The organism is Hymenobacter mellowenesis (genome assembly GCF_030581005.1).
Lineage (GTDB): Bacteria > Bacteroidota > Bacteroidia > Cytophagales > Hymenobacteraceae > Hymenobacter > Hymenobacter mellowenesis.
In genome coordinates this window covers 186908-203677 of record NZ_JAUQSX010000003.1, presented here as the reverse complement: position 1 = coordinate 203677, position 16770 = coordinate 186908, and the positions used below count along the sequence as shown (strand labels likewise).

Below are 16770 nucleotides of genomic sequence, written 5' to 3'. Positions count from 1 at the left end.
GATAGCAGAATGCTATTGAACCGTCATGCAGAGCGCAGCGAAGCATCTCGCGTGCTTAACTAATCCTAACAATTGAATTACTACCCCACGCGAGATGCTTCGCTGCGCTCTGCATGACAAGCTTCTAATCCTTATGAAACTCCCCTCGTCCCATCTCTGCTTAGCCCTGCTCGCAACCGCTGCTACCAGCGCCCTCGCCCAGAAACCTACCGCTGCCAAAGCCGCAAAAGCCGCTGCCGTCTTAAAAGCCACTATTCCCAAAGCCACCTCCCCCAAACCCGCGCCCAAGCCCCTGTTCAGCGACCCGGTTTATGACGGCGCGGCCGACCCGGTTATCATCTGGAACAAGCAGCGGCAGAAGTGGTGGATGTTTTACACCAACCGCCGCGCCACCGACACCACCGCTACCGGCGTGACCTGGGTGCACGGCACCCGCATCGGCATTGCCGAATCCGGCGACGGCGGCACCACCTGGACCCACCGCGACACGGCCAACATCAACTACCGGCCCGACAAAGGCTACACGCACTGGGCGCCCGATGTGGTGGAGGCCAACGGCCAGTACCACATGTTCCTGACCTACGTGCCCGGCACCTTCACCGACTGGAACCACCAGCGCGTCATCGTCCAGCTCAGCAGCTCCGATTTGTTGAACTGGAAGTACGTGCAAACTCTGCCGCTCATCACCGATAAAGTCATTGATGCCAGCGTGTTCCGGCTGCCCGACGGCACCTGGCGCCTGTGGTACAACAACGAGCGGGACCACAAATCCATCTACTACGCCGACAGCCCCGACCTGCTGCACTGGACCGACCACGGCCAGGCCCTCAACGAGCGCGGCGAAGGCCCTAAAGTCTTCCGCTGGCACGAGCAGTACTGGATGATAATCGACCAGTGGAAAGGCATGGCCGTGTACCACTCCGACGACTTACTCCACTGGACCGCCCAGCCCGAACGCCTCCTCGAAAACCCCGGCCAGGGCCGCGACGACCAGGCCATCGGCGGCCACTGCGACGTGGTGGTGAGCAACGGCCGCGCCTATGTGTTCTACTTCACCCATCCCGGCCGCAGCAAAGCCAACCCCGCCCCGACCAACAGTATTGCCGCCAGGCGCAGCGTCATTCAGGTGGCTGAACTGGAATTCAAAGACGGCAAGCTGACCTGCGACCGGAATAAGCCCACTCTGGTGCAGTTGCGGAAGCCCAAAAGCAAGTAGCGCCTCTGCCGCATCTTGCGTGCCCGGGGCGGGGCCCTTCTCTCCTATTTGGTTCTTTTTTCATAAGCCCGACGACTTTACGCTGCATCCAGATGCAGCCCGGCCAGCCAATCCCGCACCAGCGCCGCGTCCTCGCGCCAGGTGGGCTGGCCCAGCAGGGCGTGGCTGCGGCCGGGCAGCTCGCGGTAGTCGATGATGGAATCGGCGTGGCGGTAGCGCCGGAAGTTGGCGCGGTTGAGGGCGGCCGGCATCAGGCGGTCGGCCCCGCCGGCTAGGAACAGCAGCGGCGCGTGCGGCCGGCTGAAACTGACGCGGGCGTGGCGGCTGAGCGCGTCGCGGATTAGCTTCTTTGACTCCGGTGCGGCCAGGGTTTCGTAGGATGACTGCTGGTCGGCCAGCGGCAGGCCGTTGGCAATGGCCGACTGCCACTAAGCAAAAGTGGGCAGAAACGTGGTTCTGAGCGACGAAAACAGCCCCAGCATGGGCAGCACCGCCCGGAAAAGCGCCCAGCTCGCCACCACCACGCCCAGCGGCGGGGCCGATTCGATGGCCACGCCCGCTGCCACCGCGTCTTGTTGCAGCAGCAGCTGCGCAATCAGCCCGCCGTAGGAATGCCCGATGACGATGGGTTTGGCGGGCAGCTGCGCGATAAAATCCGAGTAGGCCTTCAGCACCTCTGGCAGGCCGTTTTGGGCGATGGGTGAATACGGATGCTGCCCGCGCAGCACCGCCCCCGGAGCGTCTTTCCGGGGGTGCGGCGGGGCGTAGCAGGTATAGCCCGCCGCTTCGAAGTACGCCTTCCAGTTGTCCCAGCAGTTGGCCGTGACGACGACCCCCGTGATAAAAACAATGGTTGAAGTGGCGGACTTGGCTGCCATAAGCAAAAAATTAAGCGCAGGATTAAATAAATTATTAATTGATAGTAAACAGCTTATCTATTGTCAACTGCATTTTCGAACCACTTCTCAACAAAATTAAGCAGCAACACGTTAGATAATAAACACTGTTCACTAAATTTGCAGTGTAATCAATCATCTCTTGCTGCCGTGGCCATTGCCGACCGTAAACTGCGCGAAAAAACCGAACGCCGCCAGGCCATCTTGGACGCGGCCCTGCACCTGTTCATTGAGCAGGGGTTTGAAAAGGTGAGCATGCGCAACATCGCCGATGCCATTGAGTACAGCCCGGCTACCATCTACTTGTATTTCAAGGACAAAAACGAGCTGCTGCTGGATTTGCAAACTCAGTCCTTCAAGCAGATGGCGCAGGAATTGAACGCCGTAGCCAACATAGAACACCCGGCCGAACAGCTGCGGGCCTTCGGTGAGCAGTTTCTGAGCTTCGCTTTCCGGCACCCCGAACTGTTTGAGCTGATGTTCATTATGAACGGGCCGATGGTGGCGGCGCAGGCCTGCGCGGGGGCTACGGCCTGGCCGGGCGGCGGCTCGGCCTTCGCCCAGGTGGTGGCCATTGTGCAGCGCGGCATCGATACGGGCGTTTTCCGGCCTCAGAATGCCGACAGCACCGCCCTCATGGTGTGGGCGCAGGTACACGGCCTGGCCGCTCTTTTCCTGCGGCAGCGGCTCGTGGTGATGCCCGAGGAGCGCCGCGAGCCCGCCATGCACGAAGCCCTGGCCCAGTTCTACGACCTTGTGCGGAGGGCACTCTAGCTCTTTTTTTTGCCTTTTTACTAAACGCTGTTCTTTTTTTAACCACCCATAATATCGGCTGCCGCTCAGCGCCTGCGCTGCTCCCGCCTCATTCCTTTTTTACCATGAAAAAGATTCTGATTACTGGCGGCAGTGAAGGCATTGGCCTCGCCGCCGCCCACCTTCTGGCCGCCGAAGGCCACGCCCTCACACTGGTGGCCCGCAACCCCGGGAAGCTGCAAGCGGCCCTGGCCAGCCTGCCCGGCAGCGGCCACAGCACCCTGCCCGCCGACCTCTCGACGCCCGACGGTATGGCCCTGGTGGCCCGATACATTGATGAAAACCGCTACGACGTGTTCATCAACAATGCCGGGGCAGCGGCCTACGGGCGGTTTACCGAGCTGGCGCTTGAGCGGCAGCTCGAGCTGATGCACCTCAACATGGACGCGGTGGTGGTGCTGGCCCACCACTACCTGCGGCAGGCGCGCCCCGGCGATGCGCTGGTGAACACGGCCTCGACCACGGGCCTGATGTCGCTGCCCGGCATTGGGGTGTACACGGCCACCAAGGCCTTCGTGAATATTCTAAGCGAGACGCTGTGGTGGGAAATGAAGGACCGGGGCATCTACGTGATGGGCTTCAACCCCGGCGGCACCAGCAGCGCCTTCCACACGGCCTCGGGCGGTAGTAAAGACGCTTTCGCGGCCATGCAAACACCGGAGGCGGTGGCCCAGGAGCTGGTGCGGGCACTGCGCCGGCGCACCCAGCCCCGCGTGATATCGGGGGGCCTGAACCGGCTGTTCGTCTTCTTCGCGCGGTTCCTGCCGCGCAAAGCCGTCATCAACCTGATGGGGCGGTTTGCCCCGGCGCAGGCCAGCTAAGATACGGCCATTATCCACTCATTTTCAACAATTTAATTTTCACTTGCGATAGTCAGCCGCGCCGGCGGCTTTTTCGCAACACCTTCTCAGCCGGCCCTTCATTTACCTAATACCTTGACTATTTTCAATCAAACCGTCCTCATTACGGGCGGCGGCTCGGGCATCGGCCTGGCCATTGCCCACTCGTTGCTGGAAGCCGGCAACCGCATCGTGCTGGTGGGCCGCAACGAAGCCAAGCTGCGCAAAGCCGCGGAGCTGGTGCCCGGCGTGGCTACGATTGTCGCCGACATCACCAACGCCGCCGACGTGGCCCGCCTGGTGCAGCAGGTGCAGACCGAATTCAAGGACCTGAGCGTGCTCGTCAACAACGCGGGTCAGGCTTCGGCCTACCAACTGGTGGCCGGTGCCAACGCCTTTGAGAAAGCCAGCGCCGAGATGAATACCAACTACCTGGCCACCATACGCCTGACGGAGCTGCTGCTGCCGGTGCTGAGCCAGCAGCCCACGGCGGCCATTATCAATGTAACGTCCATTGTGGCCTACGTGCCGGCGGCGGGCGCGCCGACGTACTCGGCCAGCAAGGCGGCGGTGCACGCCTACACGCAGGCGCTGCGCCACACCCTGAAACCCACCAACATCCGGGTGTTTGAGCTGATGCCGCCGCTGGTGAACACCGAGTTTTCGGCCGAAATCAGCGGCGAAAACGGCATCCCGCCGCAACAGGTGGCCGAGGAGCTGCTGGCGGGCCTGGCCAACGGCGACGACGAAATCCGGGTGGGCCAGACGGCGCAGCTCTACGAGCTGGAGCGGGCCTCGCGGGCCGACGCCTTTGCCCTGGTGAACGGCTAGGGCGGTGGCCCCGCTGTTTTAGCCGTTGCTGACGTTGTTTCACCCCCTTCATCCTCCAACCGCATGACCCAGATTACGAAGTACATCGACACGCCGACGCGGCAGCTTGCGGCGGCCGGCACCACCTTCGCCTACCGCACGGTAGGGCAGCCCGGCGGGGTGCCGGTCATCTACCTCAACCACCTGGCCTCGAACCTATACAACGCCGACCCGCGCGTGGTAGACGGGCTGGCCGCCCGGCACCACCTCACGCTGCTCGACTACCGCGGCGTGGGCCAGTCGGGCGGCACCCAGCCCGACAGCCTGGCCGCCATGGCCACCGACGTCGTTGCCTTCATCAAGGCGCTGGGCTACGCGCAGGTCGATATCGTGGCGTTTTCGATGGGCGGCTTCATCGCGCAGGAAGTGCTGGAACAGGCACCGCAGCTGGTGCGCAAGCTGGTATTGGCCGGCACCGGCCCCCGGGGCGGGCAGGGCGTGAGCAACGTGGTGGGCCTCACGTACTGGGACATGCTGCGCGGGCTGCTGACGCTGCGCGACCCCAAGTTCTACCTGTTTTTCACCCAGACTGCCCGCGGCAAGGCGGCGGCCTGGCAGTACCTGGCCCGCCTGAAAGAGCGCACCGTGAACCGCGACGAGCCCGTGGGCCTGGGCGTGCTGCAAAAGCAGCTCAAAGCCATTGTCGACTGGGGCCACCAGCCGCCAGCCGACCTGTCGCGCTTTACGCTGCCGGTGCTCATCGTGAATGGCGACCATGACCGGATGGTACCCACCCCCAATTCCTACGACATGGCCCGGCGCTTTCCGAATGCCGAGCTGGTGATTTACGAAGATGCCGGCCACGGCGGCGTGTTCTAGGAGCACGCGCAGTATGTGCCCAAGGTGCTGGAATTCTTGGCGAAATAGCGGGCATTATTGTCGGTAAATCATTTTGGTAGAACGTCATGCTGAGCGCAGTCGAAGCATCTCTACCGCGCAACGCAATTATTTACTGCTGCGGTAGAGATGCTTCGACTGCGCTCAGCATGACGTTCTGGTTAAGCAATCTAAATTCTCCCCCTCACTTCCCCCCTATGCAAAAGCTCCCTAAAATCCTCCTGACCGGCGCCGCCCTCACCGTAGCGGCAGTGGTCGTGGCGCGGGCCACCGCCCGCCCCAAAATCCAGAAAATCGCCACTTCGGTGAAATCGGAGAAGCACTTCTCTTCATCTATCCTGCTGTGGGTGCGGCCCGATAAGCCCCGCGAAGCCACGATGGCCCGCTGGAAAGGCCCGCACGCGAAAATCATTGCGGCTACCGAGGGCTTCGAGCAGTACCGCCAGCTGCACTTCCGTGAGCAGAATACCGGCCTCTGGCCCGCCACGCCGGGCGTGGAAACCGCCATTCCGGCCAGCCGCCGCGTCGATGGGGTGGCCGAAGTGACGCTGGCCGGCCTCACCTCGCCGCTGAAAGGCAAGGCGCAAACCAAGCTGGCTTATGCCGACGAGGTGAACCTGTTTCAGCGCACCATTTTGTACGCGGGGCTACCGGGCTGGTCGCGCTGGTACCAGGTGGCCCCGGCCGGCACGGTGGTGGGCACGCGCAGCCTGGTGTTTCTGCGGCGGCGCGAGGGTGCATCGGCCGCCCAGTTCCGCCGGTTTATCGATGAGGAGCTGGCCCCGGCCCTGGCTAATACGGGCAGCCTGAAAGAGCTGCGAACGCAGAATTTCATGGCCTGGAAAAAAAGCCTGTGGGACACGCCCAACGTGGCCCACGACAACGCGCCGGCCGACCAGTTTCACGCCTCCGTGCTGCTGGGCTTTGCCGACGAGGCGGCCGAAAAGGCCTTTTTCAGCCAGCCCCTGCTGGAATCGCTCAGCCAGCGGCTGGCCCTGTTCTGCTCGGCCGCGCACGCCTACCAGCTCACCGAAGCCCCCACCTTCGTAGAGCACGGCCAGAACCTGACGGCGCGCTAGGGCCCGCCGCCAACTTTCTCATCATCAACGCCTCCTATAATGAAAGCCTTTCTGCTAACCCGCTACGGCAAGAACGAAAAGCTCCAGCTCACCGAAGTCCCCAGGCCCGCGCCGCAAGCCGACGAGGTGCTGCTTGAAATACACGCCGCCGGCGTCAACCAGCTGGATTTCAAGCTCCGCGACGGGGAGTTCAAGCTGATTCTGCCCTACAAGCTGCCCACCGGGCTGGGCCACGACGTGGCGGGCGTGGTGACGGCCGTGGGCGCGCGGGTCAGCCAGTTCAAGGTAGGGGATGAAGTGTACGCCCGCCCGGCCGATTTCCACATCGGCACATTTGCCGAGTTCATTGCCGTGCGCGAAGCCGATGTAGCCCGTAAGCCCGCCAACCTGACGATGACCGAAGCCGGCTCACTGCCGCTGGTGGCCCTCACCGCCTGGCAGGCGCTGGTGGACGTGGCCCGGCTGCAAAAGGGCCAGAAGGTGTTTATCCAGGCCGGTTCGGGCGGGGTGGGCACATTCGCCATTCAGCTGGCCAAGCACATGGGCGCCTACGTAGCCACCACCACCAGCGCGGCCAATACGGCGCTGGTCAAAAGACTGGGGGCCGACTTGGTAATCGACTACAAAACCCAGGATTTTGAAACCCTGCTCAGCGGCTAAGACGTGGTGCTGAACAGCCAGGATACCAAAACCCTCGAAAAGTCGCTGCGGATTTTGAAGCCCGGTGGCATTGCCGTGTCCATCTCGGGCCCGCCCACCGGGGCTTTTGCCCGCGAGTTGGGCCTGCCTTGGTATGTGCGCCTCGCCACCACGCTCCTCAGCTTTGGCATTCGCCGCTAGGCCAAAAAGCTGAGCGTGCGCTACAGCTTCCTGTTCATGAAAGCCAGCGGGAAGCAGTTGGGCGACATTACCAAGCTTGTGGAGGCCGGCATCATCAAGCCCGTGGTGGACAAAACGTTTCCCTTCGCCCAAACCAACGAGGCGCTGGCCTACGTGGAGGGCGGCCGGGCGAAGGGCAAGGTGGTGGTGCAGGTGAAATAAGTACAGCGCCAGCTCGTTTTGCCCGTTTCAGCTAACCTGCGGCCCGCTTGGGTCTGTCGTTTAGAACAAGTCGTCCTTCACGGGCGCGATGTAGGGCTGGGGCTTGCTGTCGGTGGGCGGCAGGCCGAAGTAGAAGTAGAGCGTGCGCCGGATGGGCGCGCCGGTGAGGTGGTTGGTTTCGCTGTTCGGCCCCAGGTTTTTGGGGTTGGGGTCGATGTTGAGGCCCAGCTTGGTGCCGATGGGCGGGATGCGGTCGAGAAAGGAAATGTCGCCGATGGGAAGGCCGGGCTGGGGCTTCACGCCGCTCAGGCCATAAAAGTTGAAGCGGCGGATGAACAGGTCCTTATCGGGGCTGGCAACGAGGAAGGCGCCTTCCACGGTGTTGAATTCCATCCAGGCAATATCGGCGAAGTAGCCTTTGAACTCGGGGTAAATCCAGGGGGCGGCGGCGGTTTGGGTGTTGTTGTTGGCGTTTTCCCACACGTTGAGCGTGGTGCCGGACATGCGGTTTTTCCAGGCGCGGTACGGGCCCTGCCCCAGCCACTTCGCACCAATGACAAAGTTCTCAGGATAGGTGAAGCTGAGGCCGGCGAAGGCGTGGTCGCCGGTGAGGGCGTACTCATAGTCCATTTGCAGCCAGCCGGTGGCGTGCATTTTCCAGCGCACCGTTTTCAGGGCGCCGGAGTAGTTGGCTTCGATGACTTCGCCGTCGGGCTCGGGGCGGTGCGTGAGGCCGGCGAAGGCGGCGGTGCCGGCCACCAGCACGGGGCCATTGGTGAAGCTGAGCTTGTCGCCGTTGTTGCCCTTCACGCCGGTGATGCGGCCGTTGGTTTTGCTGAACGTAACGCTAATGTTGCTGGCCGTGAGGTTGAGCGTGGAGTCGGTTTCGGCCACCAGCATGGCGGGCTTGTCCTTGGCCTGCAGGGCCAGCACGCCTTCCAGCAGACGGGTGTTGCCGCCGGTTTTCCAAGTCCATTTGTACACCAGGTTCTTCTGCGGGTCGAAGGCGGAAAGCACTAGTCCGTCATAATTCTTCCAGTCCTTCGGCAGCGCCAGATTCAGCTTGCCGGTGGCTAGAGGAGCCACATTAGGGCTTTTGAAGCGGCTTTTCTTGCCCGGAATGCTACCCGCGAACGGGTCGCTCGGCTTGCGGAAATTCACCAGCTCCCACTGGAAAAAGCACTGGCTGAGGTTGGTGAAGTGGTAGCGGTTTTCGACCGGAATGGTGCCGTCGAACTTGGCCGGCAGCTCTTTCAGGGTGATGTGCACGGGCGAGAAAATCTCGCGGATGGCGAAGAAGCTGCCCTCCTTTTCGCGGTGCGGGCCCAGGAGGCCGTCGGGCGCGTTCACGCCGTTCACGTCGATGATGTTGTGCTGGTCGGTGCGAGCTATGCCCTCGTCCACCATCGCCCAGAGGAAGCCGCCGCCCGAGCGCTGCGATTTCCAGTGCAGCTCCCACATATCGGCCAGGCCGGCGCCCCCGCCGCCGTCGTCCTGGCTGTGCAGGAATTCGGTGGGCATGTAGATGAGCGAATCGGCGAGGATTTTCTGGGTGCTGTAATAGTCCTCGTAGTGGTTGCAGTCGATGCCGCTCACGGCGTTGCCGGGCCGGTGGTGCGGGTGAATGACGAGGCGTTTCTGGAGGTCGTACTGGTAGAACACGGCGTCCAATTCCTTATTGGTGCCGCCCTCGTTGCCGTTGTCCCAGAAGATAATGCTTGGGTGGTTCTGGTCTTTCTCCACCATCGAGCGCACCAGCGGGGTGCCGGCCCGGGTGCTGTAGAATTTCTGCCAGCCGGCCAGCTCATCGAGCACGTAGAGGCCCAGCGAATCGCAGAGGTGCAGGAACTCGGCGTCGGGCGGGTAGTGCGACATGCGCACGGCGTTCATGTTCATCTCCTTCAGCAGCTTCACGTCCTGCAGCTGGATGCTGTCGTTGAGGGTGCGGCCGGTTTCGGGCCACCAGCTGTGGCGATTAGTGCCCTTCATTTTCACCTGCGTGCCGTTCACGTAAATGCCCTGTCCGCGCCGCACCTCAATGGTGCGAAAGCCGAAGGTTTCAGTGGTCTGATACCGGGTTTCCGGGCCGGTGCGGAGCGTGAGGCGGGCGCGATAGAGGCTGGGCGTTTCAGCCGTCCACTGGCGCGGGTTTTTGATAGTGGCAGTTAGGCGGGCCACAGTATCACCAGCGACAACAGTGGTGCTGGCAGTGAGTACGGTTTGGCCAGTTTGGTCGAGAATATCGGCTTGCAATTGGGCGGTCTGCTTCACGTTGCGCACGTTGGCGCGGAGCGTGAACGTGCCGTTGGCGCGGGCGTCGATGGCCACGTTTTCGGCGTATTGCTGCGGGTAGGATTGCAAGTAAACCGGCCGGAAAATGCCACCGAATACCCAGTAGTCGGCCAGCCGCTCGGCGTTGTTCACGCTGGGCTCGGCCGACATCTTGCTCACTTTCACTTCCAGCAAATTGGCCTCGCCGAACTTCAGCTTGTCGGTGATGTCGTACTTGAAGCGGTAGAACGCGCCCTGGTGAATAGCGCCGGCCACCGTGCCGTTAATCTTTACTTCGGTATCCGTCATCGAGCCTTCAAACACGATTTCGATGTGCCGGCCGCGCCAGGCGGCGGGCACTGTGAAGCTGTGCTTGTAGAGGCCCTGCTCATCGGCGAAGCGGAAGTTTTTGCCGTAGGTTTTGTAGTCGCGGCCGTAGTTGTAGAGGCCGAAGCCCTGCTGCTCCCAGCACGAAGGCACGGCAATGGTGGTCCAATAGCCGCTTTTGCGCCCGCCGGTGCAGTAGAAATCCCACTTCACGGTCGGGTGGTTGTCGCGGCCGGAGAGGTATTGGATTTGGCGTTGGGTGGCGGGCGTTTGGGCGCAGGTGGGCTGGGCCAGCAGCAGAGTTAAAAAAAGTAAGCAGAGGTATTTCATAGGCGGTTTTGAACTTTTAAATCACGTCGTGAGGCGCATCTCGCGTCGCCTGACGCCGGCACCTCACCCCCGGCCCCTCTCCCGCGGAGAGGGGAGCCACGGCGGCGTAATCGACTGCAATCGTCAGGCTCCCCTCTCCGCGGGAGAGGGGGTGGGGGTGAGGTTAATCGTTAGTAATGCGTGTGGTTGACCACGCTGTTTCTCAAATATTCCTGATTCTTCTTCGAGTCTTTGCCGCTGTGCGCGGCACTACGGCTGCCGAAGACACTCAGCCGACCGTTGCTTAACGTTATAACTTCCTCAGCCCCTTGGCCCGTAAAATCGAACATGTGGAAGACCGTATCGGGGAAATACAGCTCGCCAGCGCCCACGTCGTTCAGGCGGAATTTGTGCCAGAACAGCCAGGTGGCGCCGTCGCCCCGCCAGTTGCCACGCACGAAATCGGGGTTGCCATTGATGGGGTTGCCGGGCCATTTTTTCACCAGGTTACCACCGTTATCAAACCAGTAGAGCTGGCTGGAGAGGCCGGGCTCGTCGGTGCCCTTGGTACCGTAGGTGCGGCCGCCGATGACGACCTGCGGGCCGGAAACGCCTTTCAGGAAATTGCCTACTGCTAGCTGCTGGCTGTGCTCGGCGGTGTTTTGCCAGATGATTTTGCCCGTCATTCCGTCGTAGATGAACACGCCGGTTTCGCTGTTGGCGGTGGCGATGTCGAGCCGGCCGTCGCCGTTCATGTCGATGAATTTGTAGCTGTCGGCGTGGTCGTGGTTGTCGGGCAGCAGGTCGAAGCGGTTCCAGATTTCTTTTCCGTTTTTATCGAGCAGCAGGGAGCCGACGAGTACCTCATCGAGGCCGTCGGCGTTGAGGTCGACGGGGTAAACGTAGTGGCCGAGGTTGTCTTTTTTGCGGTGCTCGGTGTGCTGCCAGAGCTGTTTTAAATCAGACGCGTAGGCCGTCACGTTCTGGGTGCCGCCCATGTCGGTGTAGGCCACCAGGTCGTTGGCCGGGCCGGGATGCAGGTGGGCAATGGCCAGCCGGAAGTTGTTGTAGACGTGCGGCAGCGGCTGGGTGGGCCAGGCCGTTTTGCGCAGGATGCGACCGGTGCGGCCATCGGCCACCACTAACCATTCTTTGCCTTCGATGAAGCGCCAATGCGCGACTTCGGCCCGGCCGTTGTGGTCGAAATCCCACAGCACGCCGGGCGCTTCAAACTCCAAACGCTCCTTCATGTACTCGGCGGGCGCTTTGTAGGTCCACAATTCCTTACCGGAATTATCGAAAACGTGGGCTGAAAAGTCCTGCTCTAGCACCATAAAATCGGTTTTGCCATCACCGTCCACATCGCCGAACTTCACCGCATTCGAGGTCGGGATGGGGTATTGCTTCAGCAGCTGCACGTCTTCCGGCAGCTGGTAGGGCCGCACGTCTTCTTCCTTCAAACTGTTGTTTTTGCTCAGCACCAGCACGTCCAAGGCCGCGCCCATTTCGATGCGCGTGAGCTTCACGTAGGCCGGGCCGGCGGGCAGCTCAAATGCGCCGCCGACTTGCCAGCTCAGCGGGCCGCGCCCGAAATTCACGGCCGTCACCTTGTCGTTGACGGCCACTTTGAAGCTCGTGTTTTTCTCGCCTTGGCTGCGCACGAATAGCGTGTAGCGGCCCGCCTCGGGCACCTGCACCCGCACCTGCATATTGGTTTTCGATTTCAGCACCAGGGCGGTGTTGTTGAAAATCCAGGGCGCGTGCAGGGCGTTGGCATCGGCGATGACGACGCCTTTCGGAATTTCCTGAATGAAGTCGGAAGCCGGGATGATGACGGTGGCTGGCAGTGGTGCAGGCCGGGCGGCGGGCGTCTGGGCGCTGCTGCTTAAGCTGCCAAAGCAACTCAGAAACACGGCTACAACGGCAACGTTCTTCATGCGAAATGGTGGCTGTAGCGCGGACCTTTAGTCCGCGAGTATATCAAAATCGAACCTGCAATTCGCGGACTAAAAGTCGGCGCTACCGCAAATATTTTCTCAAAGCCAGCCCTTTCGTGGCCCGAATCCCCTCCGCCACCGTGGCCGCGTTCAGCTGCGCGCCGGCCTCAATGGTGTGGGTGTGGTCCTTCGAGGTGAAGTAGACAGTGCCCACTTTGGTCTCGCCTTCCTGGTCGTATTTGTCGGCCACCAGCTTATTCAAATCGATAAAAAAAGCCCCGCCCTGCCTGGCGGCCTCAGCGGCCCATTTGGTGTAGCCGTCGGTGGCGCGGTTTACTTTGCCATCCTTCCAGCCATTGCGGGGAATGAGCGAGCACACCACCGGAGTAGCGCCTTTGGCCTTAGTTTCGGCAATGACTTTGCGGAGGTACCAGCCGTAGCTGTGCACCACTTCCTGCTGCTTGGTGAGGGGGTTGTAGAGGTTCTGGCTTTCCTCGCCGTTGCTCTTGATGGTGCCCCGGGCGCGGGAGGTGTCGACCAGCGCGCCGTCGTCGTTGTGGCCGAACTGCATGATGACGAAGTCGCCGGGCTGGAGCTTGGCGCGCACGGCTTCCCACAGCCCTTTGGTTTGGAAGGTGCGGCTGCTGGTGCCGCCCAGCGCATCGTTTTCAATGCGGATGCGGGTGGTATCGAAGTGCGCGGGCAGGTAGTTGCCCCAGCCCCAGAGACCACCGTCGCCCTTGCCCTTGCCGTTTTTCACGGTCGAGTCGCCGATGAGATAGAGGGTGGGCTTTTTAGTGGGACGGGAGGTGAAGGCGGCGAGCAGCAGGGCGAGGACAAGCAGGCTGGCGGTGAGGGTGGTTTTGGTGGATTTCATAGGAGAAGAATACTCAACAGAACGTCATGCTGAGCGCAGTCGAAGCATCTCGCGTGCAGCAGTAATTAGATTGGTTGCGCGGTAGAGATGCTTCGACTGCGCTCAGCATGACAGGAGGGTGAGGCGTTCAACAATGAGACGCGAATACGCATCTCTACCGCAGGTACTTGCGCAGCGCTATTTTCTTATTAGCCCGAATGCCGTCCACTACCGATTCAGCATTGAGGCGGGCGCCGGCTTCGTTGGTGTGGGTGTGGTCGCCGGGGAAGAACTTCTTCACTTCCTCCGGTCCCAGCTTCTCGTATTTCAGCGCCGTGAGGTCGTTCAAATCAATGAAAGCCACGCCTTCCTGCTGGGCCACTTCCTGGGCCCACTTGCCGAAGTCAGCACTGGCCCGGATGACTTTGCCATCCTTCCACTCGTTGCGCGGAATCATGGAGCAGACCACCGGCGTGGCCCCTTTGGCCTTGGCCTCGCGGATGAATTTGCGCAGATAGAAACCGTAGGTGTTCACCGTTTCGGGATGGCCGTCGGGCCACACGAGGTTTTTGGTTTCCTCGCCGGTGCCGCGCAGCACGCCGCGCCGGCCGGCCTTGCTGGTGTCGGGCACGCTGCCTTCGTTGTGGCCAAACTGCATGATGAGAAAGTCGCCGGGCCGGATGGCGTCTATGGTGGTTTTCCAGCGGCCTTCGGTGATGAATGTGCGGGTGCTGCGGCCGGCCTTGGCGTTGTTGCGCACCTTGATTTTAGTGGTATCGAACAGGGCGCCGATGACGTTGCCCCAGCCCATCTGGCCCTTGCCGTTGTTGTTCACCGTCGAGTCGCCGATGAGGTAGAGCGTGGGCGGCGGACTGGGTTTGGTAAAGCTGGCCAGAAAGAGAAGAATGGACGCGAGGGCAAACAGGGTTTTGGTTTTCATGGTCTGAGAATTTGGTGGCCCGTCATGCCGAGCGTAGCCGAGGCATCTCGCGTGCGCAACGCAATCCAATCGGCTCAACGGTTTTGATTACTTCGGCACGCGAGATGCCTCGGCTGCGCTCGGCATGACGGCCTTGCGGCGCTATTCAATTACTGGGCCTACTTCGTTGTTTCCATCGTTGTGGTGCCGTCCGTCAGGCCCGGCGCGGAGGCTTTCACCGTAATCGCGCCACCCGCCGATTTCGCCTTCACGATGGCGATGCACTGGCCCTGGTAGACCTTGCGCTGATTCACTTGGTAGCCTTCGTGGCTGGCCACGTTACCGTTGTCCACGGCGGCCAGCAGGGCCGGGCCGGTCATGGTGAAGGTGAGCTGGTTGTCGGCATTCGGGCAGAGGATGCCGTTGGCGTCCACTACGCGGGCGGTGATGTAGGCGGCGTCGTCCCAGCCGGCGCCCAGCTTGGGGCGACTGGTGGTGAGGATGATGCGCGCGGGCGGGCCGGCGGTTTTCAGCTCGTCGGTGGCTACTTCCTGGCCCTTGTTGCGGGCCACGGCGCGCAGGGTGCCCTTGGCGAAGGTCACGTCCCAGGCGCGGGGGGCGTCGTTGGCGGGCTTTGACTTGCTGCCTAAGGACTGGCCGTTGAGAAACAGCTCCACCTCGTCGGCGTTGCTGTAGGCTTCCACTTTGCCGTCGTCGTAGGTGTCAAAGTCGGTGGGCGTCCAGTTGGCTACCCAAGGGCCGGCGCCGGCGTTGCCTTCCTTGCGCACGAGGTGCACCACGGGCTTGTCGCTCCACCAGCTTTGGCGCTGGTAGGCAATGGGTTTCCAGCCGCCAATGCGGTCGAACAGGCCAAGGTCGGAGGTGGTGGCGGGCCAGTCGTTTTCGCCCAGATAGTCAAAGCCGGCCCACAGGAACTGGCCGGCCATAAACTGGTTGTCGCGCAGGGCCAGCCAGGCGGTGAGGGTGTGGCCGTTTTCGGTGCCAATGACTTTGCGCTCGGGCTTGGCGTTGTGGGCAGCCACCAGTTCGTTTTCGCGGTAGTTCTGGCCCACCACGTCCATCGTTTCCACGAAGCCGTTCTCGTACACCTTGCTCTGGCCGGGCCGGAACAGCGCCATCGTGACGGGCCGCGTGGGGTCGAGCTGGTGGATGAGGTCCTGTTGCATCTTGTATTTTTGAAAGCCCTCGGGGTTGTTCAGGTTGTCGTGGATTTCGTTGCCCACGCTATAAATCACGATGCTCGGGTGGTTGCGGTCGCGCAGCACCATGGCGCGCGTGTCGGCCTCCCACCACTTCGTGAAGAAGCGGTTGTAGCCCTGCTCGCCGTTGTTTTTGGCCGCCGTCCAGGTGTCAAATGTCTCGTCCATCACCAGGAAACCCATCTGGTCGCACAGGTCCAGGAACTCCGGTGCCACGGGGTTGTGAGCCGTGCGGATGCCGTTCACGCCGGCCTGCTTCAGCAGTTCCAGGCGGTGGCGCCAGCCGTCGAGCGGTACGGCGGCGCCCAGGCCGCCCGCGTCGTGGTGCAGGCACACGCCCTTTATTTTTATCGGCACGCCGTTCAGGATGAAGCCCTTGGCGGCGTCGAATTTGGCTTCGCGCACACCGAAGGGCGTCGTTACCTCATCGAGCACGGCGTTGCCTTGCCGCAAGGTCGTCACGGCCTGGTACAGGTTGGGGCTATCGGGCGACCAGGGCAGGATTGACCGGTTGATGGCTGCCGGCAGGCTTATTTCGGCCGATTTTCCGGCCGCGACGGTGCCTTTTGCTTCAAAAGGCCCATACTTCCGGCTGCCGTAGGTGATGGTGGTTTGCAGCACAAACTCGCTGGCCGTGGCCGACTGATTCATCACCTCGGCTTTGACGTTCACCTTCGCCGTCTCGTGATTCAGGTCCGAAGTGGTGACGTACACGTCGCCCTCGCCGAAGTGCGTGGGCGACGTACTCACCAGCCGCACGTGCCGGTAGATGCCCGCGCCGGTGTAGTAGCGCGAGGCCGGCTGCACCGAGTTGTCGGCGCGCACGGCCAGTACGTTGGTCTGGCCCTTGCCAAATTTCAGGTGCCTGGTCAGGTCGTAGCTGAAGCTGCTGTAGCCATAGGGCCGCTGGCCGAGCGACACGCCGTTTATCCAGACCTCGCTGTTGGCCATCACGCCATCAAACTCGATGCGGACGCGACGCTGGGCATCCGTGGCCGGCAGCGTGAACGACTTGCGGTACCAGCCGATGCCGGCCGGCAGGTAGCCGCCGCCCCGGCTCGTGGGGTTGGCCTGGTCGTAGGGGCCTTCGATGCTCCAGTCGTGCGGCACGCTCAGGGTGCGCCATTTGGCATCAGCGAAGGCGGGGGCTTCGGCCCCTTTGGCGTCGGCTTTCAGGAAACGCCAGTCGGCATCGAAGGGCGTGGTGACGCGCTGGGCCAGCGCCGGGAAGCTGCTCAGCAAAAGCGCCACAGAGGCGGTGCGGCGGGCCACGAGGAGGAATCTATTCATTAAGTCGTTTTCGGGTGGAAAAGGAGGCTTTTGGTTGTCAAATGTTCGAT

The 16770-nt window shown here is 61.9% G+C and carries 16 protein-coding genes; 9 read left to right on the top strand and 7 right to left on the bottom strand.

Features of this window, described 5'->3' with window-relative positions:
• The first annotated feature begins 133 nt into the window (after nt 1–133).
• A complete protein-coding gene (locus Q5H92_RS07280; RefSeq protein ID WP_305010841.1) occupies nt 134–1216 on the top strand; it encodes a glycoside hydrolase family protein in 1083 nt (360 codons plus the stop codon).
• A 77-nt stretch (nt 1217–1293) separates the two neighbouring features.
• Here Q5H92_RS07280 and Q5H92_RS07275 read toward each other — a convergent pair whose 3' ends face one another.
• Together Q5H92_RS07275 and Q5H92_RS07270 are read right to left on the bottom strand one after the other, a co-directional pair.
• Nucleotides 1294–1467 (bottom strand): hypothetical protein, encoded by a 174-nt coding sequence (locus tag Q5H92_RS07275; protein ID WP_305010840.1) that lies wholly within the window; start codon nt 1465–1467, stop codon nt 1294–1296.
• Between the two features lie 177 nt (nt 1468–1644).
• The gene (locus Q5H92_RS07270; RefSeq protein ID WP_305010839.1) at nt 1645–2094 is read right to left on the bottom strand and encodes an alpha/beta hydrolase; all 450 of its coding nucleotides are present in this window, start codon (nt 2092–2094) and stop codon (nt 1645–1647) included.
• A gap of 168 nt (nt 2095–2262) precedes the next feature.
• On the opposite strand from Q5H92_RS07270, the gene Q5H92_RS07265 reads away from it, so the two are divergent.
• From Q5H92_RS07265 to Q5H92_RS07230, 8 genes are all read left to right on the top strand, one after another.
• Nucleotides 2263–2886: a TetR/AcrR family transcriptional regulator gene (locus Q5H92_RS07265; RefSeq protein ID WP_305010838.1), complete on the top strand. Its 624-nt coding sequence runs from the start codon at nt 2263–2265 to the stop codon at nt 2884–2886.
• A 104-nt stretch (nt 2887–2990) separates the two neighbouring features.
• Nucleotides 2991–3746, top strand: coding sequence for an SDR family NAD(P)-dependent oxidoreductase (locus Q5H92_RS07260; RefSeq protein ID WP_305010837.1), 756 nt, complete (start codon nt 2991–2993; stop codon nt 3744–3746).
• Between the two features lie 114 nt (nt 3747–3860).
• On the top strand, nt 3861–4595 hold the full coding sequence (locus Q5H92_RS07255) for an SDR family oxidoreductase (protein WP_305010836.1): 735 nt from the start codon (nt 3861–3863) through the stop codon (nt 4593–4595).
• Between the two features lie 63 nt (nt 4596–4658).
• Nucleotides 4659–5453 (top strand): alpha/beta fold hydrolase, encoded by a 795-nt coding sequence (locus Q5H92_RS07250; protein WP_305010835.1) that lies wholly within the window; start codon nt 4659–4661, stop codon nt 5451–5453.
• Nucleotides 5454–5668: 215 nt separating this feature from the next.
• The gene (locus Q5H92_RS07245) at nt 5669–6550 is read left to right on the top strand and encodes a strictosidine synthase (RefSeq protein WP_305010834.1); all 882 of its coding nucleotides are present in this window, start codon (nt 5669–5671) and stop codon (nt 6548–6550) included.
• 39 nt (nt 6551–6589) lie between these two features.
• Complete coding sequence (locus Q5H92_RS07240) at nt 6590–7210, top strand: NADP-dependent oxidoreductase (protein WP_305010833.1); 621 nt, start codon at nt 6590–6592, stop codon at nt 7208–7210.
• A 3-nt stretch (nt 7211–7213) separates the two neighbouring features.
• Entirely contained in the window at nt 7214–7390 is a 177-nt protein-coding gene (locus Q5H92_RS07235; RefSeq protein WP_305010832.1) for a hypothetical protein, read from the top strand.
• Nucleotides 7391–7405: 15 nt separating this feature from the next.
• The gene (locus Q5H92_RS07230) at nt 7406–7591 is read left to right on the top strand and encodes a zinc-binding dehydrogenase (protein ID WP_305010831.1); all 186 of its coding nucleotides are present in this window, start codon (nt 7406–7408) and stop codon (nt 7589–7591) included.
• Between the two features lie 60 nt (nt 7592–7651).
• Here the strand turns inward: Q5H92_RS07230 and Q5H92_RS07225 are convergent, their stop codons facing one another.
• From Q5H92_RS07225 to Q5H92_RS07205, 5 genes are all read right to left on the bottom strand, one after another.
• Nucleotides 7652–10519 (bottom strand): glycoside hydrolase family 2 protein, encoded by a 2868-nt coding sequence (locus tag Q5H92_RS07225; protein WP_305010830.1) that lies wholly within the window; start codon nt 10517–10519, stop codon nt 7652–7654.
• Nucleotides 10520–10689: 170 nt separating this feature from the next.
• On the bottom strand, nt 10690–12435 hold the full coding sequence (locus tag Q5H92_RS07220; protein ID WP_305010829.1) for a hypothetical protein: 1746 nt from the start codon (nt 12433–12435) through the stop codon (nt 10690–10692).
• An 82-nt stretch (nt 12436–12517) separates the two neighbouring features.
• Entirely contained in the window at nt 12518–13312 is a 795-nt protein-coding gene (locus tag Q5H92_RS07215; protein WP_305010828.1) for a rhamnogalacturonan acetylesterase, read from the bottom strand.
• A 154-nt stretch (nt 13313–13466) separates the two neighbouring features.
• On the bottom strand, nt 13467–14231 hold the full coding sequence (locus Q5H92_RS07210) for a rhamnogalacturonan acetylesterase (protein ID WP_305010827.1): 765 nt from the start codon (nt 14229–14231) through the stop codon (nt 13467–13469).
• A gap of 158 nt (nt 14232–14389) precedes the next feature.
• Complete coding sequence (locus Q5H92_RS07205) at nt 14390–16720, bottom strand: glycoside hydrolase family 2 TIM barrel-domain containing protein (protein WP_305010826.1); 2331 nt, start codon at nt 16718–16720, stop codon at nt 14390–14392.
• Nucleotides 16721–16770 lie beyond the last annotated feature (50 nt).